The following is a 5,803-nucleotide window of genomic DNA, read 5'->3' as shown; positions in this document are numbered from 1 at the left end:
AGTCGACGCTCGGCAGGTTGAACCCCGCCGTACCCCTGCATCTTTCGAGAAGGATCACCAATGACCACCATCGGCTACATCGTCGGCAGCATCTCCAGCACCTCCATCAACCGCACGCTGGCCGAGGCCCTGGCGAAGCTCGCCCCCGAGGGCGTCGAGTTCCGCGAGATCGCGATCAAGGACCTTCCGTTCTACTCGCCCGACCTCGACGGCTCCTTCCCGCAGGTCGCCCTCGACTTCAAGCAGGCCATCGCCGACGTCGACGGTGTCCTGATCGTCACCCCCGAGTACAGCCGCTCCATCCCCGGCGTGCTGAAGAACGCCCTCGACTGGTCGGCCCGCCCCTACGGCCAGGCCTCCTTCGACGGCAAGCCCGTCGCCGTCATCGGCGCCTCGGGCGGCGGCATCGCCACTGCGGCCGCTCAGCAGCACCTGCGCGCCATCCTCGGCCACTACAACGCCGTCACCATGGGTCAGCCCGAGGGCTTCATCCAGCTCACCCCGGGTCTCATCGACGCCGACGGCAACGTCACGGTCGAGAGCACCAAGGAGTTCCTCGGCTTCTACCTGCAGTCGTTCCTCACGCTGATCGCGCGCGTCGAGGCTGCCCGCAAGCACGCCTGACCTCGCAGCCGCGCCGGAGCGCGCGACGATCGGATGCCCCGGTGCCTCATGGCCCGGGGCATCCGGTGTCTTCGGGCTTTCTGGAGGTCGCGACGATCGGATGCTTCCGCTGTCAGGCCAGCCCGTGCCGGTGCGCGAGCACGATCGCCTGCACGCGGTCGCGGGCGCCGAGCTTCTGCAGCACGCGCGACACATGCGTCTTCACCGTCGCCTCGCCGATGAACAGCGCGGCGGCGATCTCGGCGTTGCTGCGGGCATCCGCCATCAGCGCCAGCACCTCGCCCTCGCGCTCCGTGAGCGGCTCGGCCAGCACGGAGGCGGCGCCGGGGCTCGAGGTCCTCGTCACCTGCGTCACCGGAACCGGCGGCGACGCGGCCGCGAACCGGGCCAGCACGCGGCGCGTCACCTCGGGCGCGAGGATGCCGTCGCCGGCGGCCAGCGCGCGAACCGCCGTGATCAGCTCCTCAGGGCCGGCGTTCTTCAGCAGGAACCCGCCGGCGCCGGCATCCAGCGCCTGGAACAGGTACTCGTCCCGGTCGAAGGTGGTCACGATCGCGACGGACGCCGTGATCGCCGGGTCCGCGACGATGCGCCGGGTGGCCTCGATGCCGTCCATGTCGGGCATCTGCACGTCCATCGTGATGACGTCCGGCTGCAGGCGCGCGGCCTGGGTCACGGCATCCGCTCCCGTGCCCGCCTCGCCCACCACCTCGATGTCGGACTGCGTGCCGAGGATCGTGCGGAATCCGGCCCGCAGCATCGCGTGGTCGTCGACGAGCAGCACGCGGATCATCGGACGGCCTCCTTCGTGGTCGACAGCGGCACGCTCGCCCGCACCCGGAACCCGCCCTGCGGGCGGGGGAGCAGCTCGATCGTGCCGCCGGATGCCAGGGCGCGTTCGCGCATGCCCAGCTGACCGAGGCCCGGGCGCAGCACGCCGATCGCGCGACCGGTGTTCACGACTTCGAGCTCCACGGCATCCGGTTCGTATCGCACCCGCACATCGGCCGTCGCTCCGACACCGGCATGACGGCGGGCGTTGGTGAGCGCCTCCTGCGCGATGCGGTACAGGTTCACGCCGACCGTGCTCGAGACGGCGACCGGCTCGCCGATCACCGCGTAGTCGGTGGGCAGCCCGGCATCGCTCGAGGACTGCGCGAGCCGCTCGATGTCCTCGAGACCGAAGGTCGAGGGCGCGTCGTCGCCGAGGGCGTCGCCGGGAGCGCGCAGCGTCTCCAGCAGCTGCCGGAAGTCGCGGATGGCCTCCCGGGAGGCGTCCTCGATGCCGGCCAGCATCCGCTTCGCCTCTGCCGGGTCCTGCTCGGCGACCAGCCGGGCCGCGCCCGCCTGCACGCCCATCACGGACACGTGATGCGCGACCACGTCGTGCAGCTCGCGGGCGATGCGCACCCGGTCGAGCGCCACGGCCTGCGCGGCGGTGACCTCGCGCTCGGCCTCGAGCTCGCGGGTGCGCCCCTCGAGGGTGTGCCGCTGCGCGGCCGCCTGCCAGGAGCGCTCGCCGAAGTAGTACGCGCCGCCGAAGTAGAGCACGTTCAGCAGCAGCTGGAGCATCATCATCGCGATGTAGGGAGAGAACAGCCCCGCCGCCATGTCGGCCTTGCCGGCCTCGTCGATCGCGTCGCGATACATCACGAACAGCAGCCAGATGAACATGCCGGCGATGATGCCGATGCGCACCAGGGTCGCGGCCCGACGGTCGTTCATCCAGGCCCCGACCGTGTACAGCGCGATGAACATCGAGATGTTCATCACGTACATCTCCGGCACCCGCAGCGTCACGCCCACGAACATCGCCAGCGCCACGAACACCGCGACCGCGGCGGGGCGGCGACGGCGCAGCGCGAGGGGAGCGGAGACGGCGAGCACCAGGACGAGCGCGGTCCACATCGGCGCCTGAGTCTTGCCGTAGAGGCCAGCAACCGTGGAGAGCCCGGCGCTGATCACGCCGCCGACCAGCATGACGCCCGCGAGCAGCAGATCCTGGCGCAGGTCGCGCTCGGTCGGCGTGCGCGTGAAGGGGGAGTCCGGCATCCTCCCACCGTAGGCGGAGCGCGGAGGCCGCACATCCGTCGCGCGGGGGATGTGCGGCGGTCGCGTGGTCTGGCGTCAGGACGCTCCAGGTATCAACTTCTGCTGTTATGCGGCGGGTTGAAACAGCAGAAGTTGATACCTGGGCTGTCCTTGAGGTACGTCAAGATCTGGATGCGAGAATCGAGCGTGACCGTCACGCGCCCGCACCTCGCACCCCTGTACCTCGCCGGCTTCATGACGGCGTTCGGCGCCCACGGCATCGCCGCCGCGCTCGGCGCCGAGACCGAGGACATCGGCTGGACCCTGCTGGCCTTCGGGTTCACGCTCGCGCTGTACGACCTCGCCGAGGTGCTGCTCAAGCCGGTGTTCGGGGCGCTCAGCGACCGCATCGGGGTGCGTCCGGTGATCGTGGCGGGGCTGCTGGCGTTCGCCGCCTTCTCGGCGGTCGGCGCGCTCGTCCCGGCACGGTCGGCCTGATCGTGGCTCGCTTCGGACAGGGGGCTGCGGCATCCGCCTTCTCCCCGGCGTCGTCGGCCGCGGTCGCCCGGCTCACCGACGGATCCTCCCGGGGTGCGTACTTCGGCAGGTCGCGCCCGGCTCGACGAGCTGATTGGCCAGCAGCAGCCGGGGCATGCCGGCGGCGCGGTACACGCGCAGCTGGAAGGGCGTCGCGGCGGTGATGCCCCACGCGCCGGCGTCGAGCTGCTGCTGAGCGAGCTGCGGTGACATGGCGGTCTTGCCGTGCGGGGCGATGGACACCCCGCGGTCGCGGACGTATCCCATCATGGCGGCGACGTTGTGCGCGATGCCGGGCCCGTTCAGTGTGAGCTGCGGGAAGTCCCGGTCGGCGGCGAACAGCGAGCTGCCGATGAGCTGCGCCGGGTCGTCGTGCGCCAGAGCGGGACCGAGCCCCTTGGTCAGGCTCAGCGGGGGCTGCGGGTATTCGGACTGCGTCGTCATGCGAATGACCTCCGTGCGGAAGCGGGCGCCCATGCGCCGGGAGATGTCGGCGGCTGCCCAGAAACAGGCCGGCGACCTACTCACCATCATGCCGTCCGCGCGGGCAGTTCTCGTCCAGCAACGGCGCACTCGCTCTGCGACCGCTGGTGACCGCGGGGGAGTAGCCGCGCGTCAGCCCGCCAGCATCCGCTCGATCACCTGCGCGACGCCGTCGTCGGCGTTCGAGGGCGCCACCTCGTCGGCGGCGTCCCGCACCACGTCGATCGCGTTGCCGACGGCGACGCCGCGGCCCGCCCAGCGCAGCATCTCGAGGTCGTTCAGCGCGTCGCCGAAGGCCAGCACCTCGCTGGGGTCGATGCCGAGTCGCGCGCACACCTGTGCGACGCCTGTCGCCTTGGTCACACCCTGCGCCATCACCTCGACGAAGGGCGCCCCCGACAGCGTGGCCTCGAAGCCGGTCAGGCCCAGCGCCTGCAGCGCGGCGTAGATCTCGGGGATCGAGACCGACGGATGCCGGATCACGAGCTTGAGACTCGGCGCGGCCAGCACGTCGACCAGCGGCACGCCGCCCATCGTCTGTGGGTCGCGCTTGTGGTCGCTGGTCTGCGCGAGCGCGGCGTAGCCCTCCTGCGCGACGAAGCCCTCGCCGGCATCCCGCACGCTCGCGTAGACGAGGCCGGGCAGCACGCTGTTCAGCGCCTCGGCGAGTTCCTGCTGCACGGCCGGCGGGATCTCCTCGGCGAACAGATGCTCGCCGGTGGTCAGATGCACGCCGTACGCACCGTTGCCGCACAGCGCCCAGTCGGTGAAGCCGGCCTGCGCGGCGATCGGCCGCAACCCGATCGGCTGACGCGCGGTCACCGGGATCGTCGCGATCCCGGCATCCCGCGCCGCATCCAGCGCCGCGCGCGTGCGAGGCGAGACCGCGCCGTCGTCGCCCAGCAGGGTGCCGTCGAGATCGGTCGCGATCAGGCGGATGCTCACGCGAAGATCATCGGCAGGTCGTCGTCCTCCTCCGGCCCGCCGAGGTCGAGGTCGACGACCACGGGTACGTGGTCGCTGGGCTGCTCGCCCTTGCGCTCGTCGCGGTGGATGGATGCTCCGGTCACCGCGCTCGCGAAGGCATCGGAGCCGAGCACGAAGTCGATGCGGATGCCCTCGTTGCGGGGGAACTTGAGCCGCTGGTAGTCCCAGTACGTGAAGCCCTCCGGGATGAGCGGACGGACGACATCGGACAGGCCGGCCGACTCCAGGGCGAAGAACGCCGCGCGCTCCTCGGGCGAGACGTGCGTGGAACGGCCGACCACGATGTCGGGGTCGCCGTTGTCGTGGTCGAACGGGATGATGTTGAAGTCACCGACGAGGGCCAGCGGGCGGCTCGGGTTCGCGGCGATCTCGGCGGCGGTCGCGGTGCGCAGCGCGTCGAGCCAGTGCAGCTTGTACGCCAGGTGCGGGTCGTCCAGCGACCGCCCGTTGGGCACGTACAGGCTCCACACCCGCACGCCGCCGACCGTCACGCCCAGCGCACGCGCCTCGAGCGGGGCATCCGGCCCCTCATGTCCCTTCGCGAAGCCGGGCATGCCGGCGAACGCGGTGGACACCTCGGTGATCGGCTCACGGCTCGCGATCGCGACGCCGTTCCACTGGTTCAGCCCGTGCACCTCGACGTGGTACCCGGCCTCCTCGAACGGCGCATAGGGGAACTGCTCGGGCTTGCACTTGATCTCCTGGAACGCGAGCACGTCGATGTCCTCGCGGACCGCGAAGTCGACGGCGCGCCCCACACGCGTGCGGATCGAGTTGATGTTCCAGGTGGCCAGACGCATGCGTCCAGCCTATTCGGGGTCTCCGACGTCACTCGCCCCGACCCGGCCGCGCCCTCAGCGCTCGGCCGGGTCGGCGGTGCCGATCAGGATGCCGCGCGCGAGCGTGTGGAAGTGCCGGTTGAATCCGAGCGTCGCCGGTGTCTCGTCGCCGTCCAGGTCGAGCTTCTCGACATCCAGCGCGTCGATCACGAAGAAGTAGCGGTGCACGCCGGTGCCCGCCGGCGGGGCGGAGCCGATGTAGCGCTCCAGGCGCGCCTCGTTCGGCATCACCTTCGCGCCCGCGGGCAGGGATGCGGCATCGCCGTCGCCGGCCTCAAGACGGCGCAGGTCTGCGGGCAGGT

The 5,803-nt window shown here is 71.1% G+C and carries 6 protein-coding genes and 2 pseudogenes; 2 read left to right on the top strand and 6 right to left on the bottom strand.

The window, feature by feature from the left end; genetic code table 11:
* Positions 1–60: 60 nt before the first annotated feature.
* Positions 61–624 carry an NADPH-dependent FMN reductase gene (locus tag BGN97_RS00325; RefSeq protein WP_292697001.1) on the top strand — a complete coding sequence of 188 codons (564 nt, stop codon included), beginning with the start codon at positions 61–63 and terminating at the stop codon, positions 622–624.
* 112 nt (positions 625–736) lie between these two features.
* On the opposite strand, the gene BGN97_RS00320 is transcribed toward BGN97_RS00325, so the two are convergent.
* Positions 737–1,417, bottom strand: coding sequence for a response regulator transcription factor (locus BGN97_RS00320; RefSeq protein WP_292696998.1), 681 nt, complete (start codon positions 1,415–1,417; stop codon positions 737–739).
* Positions 1,414–2,676: a histidine kinase gene (locus tag BGN97_RS00315; RefSeq protein WP_292696996.1), complete on the bottom strand. Its 1,263-nt coding sequence runs from the start codon at positions 2,674–2,676 to the stop codon at positions 1,414–1,416. The genes BGN97_RS00320 and BGN97_RS00315 overlap by 4 nt, the downstream gene beginning before the upstream one ends.
* 171 nt (positions 2,677–2,847) lie before the next feature.
* Between BGN97_RS00315 and BGN97_RS00310 the strand changes: the two are divergent.
* Positions 2,848–3,260: pseudogene (locus BGN97_RS00310) on the top strand (MFS transporter); the annotation flags it as partial.
* Here BGN97_RS00310 and BGN97_RS00305 read toward each other — a convergent pair.
* The 4 genes and pseudogenes from BGN97_RS00305 to BGN97_RS00290 form a co-directional block, all read right to left on the bottom strand.
* Positions 3,226–3,636, bottom strand: coding sequence for a hypothetical protein (locus BGN97_RS00305; RefSeq protein WP_292696993.1), 411 nt, complete (start codon positions 3,634–3,636; stop codon positions 3,226–3,228). The pseudogene BGN97_RS00310 and the gene BGN97_RS00305 sit on opposite strands and share 35 nt — an antisense overlap.
* Before the next feature lie 171 nt (positions 3,637–3,807).
* Positions 3,808–4,620: an HAD family hydrolase gene (locus BGN97_RS00300; protein ID WP_292696990.1), complete on the bottom strand. Its 813-nt coding sequence runs from the start codon at positions 4,618–4,620 to the stop codon at positions 3,808–3,810.
* Positions 4,617–5,462 carry an exodeoxyribonuclease III gene (locus tag BGN97_RS00295; RefSeq protein WP_292696988.1) on the bottom strand — a complete coding sequence of 282 codons (846 nt, stop codon included), beginning with the start codon at positions 5,460–5,462 and terminating at the stop codon, positions 4,617–4,619. Before BGN97_RS00295 ends, BGN97_RS00300 begins: the two co-directional genes overlap by 4 nt.
* A gap of 54 nt (positions 5,463–5,516) precedes the next feature.
* Positions 5,517–5,803 (bottom strand): annotated as a pseudogene (locus BGN97_RS00290) (YbhB/YbcL family Raf kinase inhibitor-like protein); the annotation flags it as partial.

Source organism: Microbacterium sp. 69-10 (assembly GCF_001897945.1).
In the GTDB taxonomy this organism is placed as follows: domain Bacteria; phylum Actinomycetota; class Actinomycetes; order Actinomycetales; family Microbacteriaceae; genus Microbacterium.
Note: the sequence above shows the minus strand (reverse complement) of the source record. Positions and strands in the feature narration are given on the sequence as shown.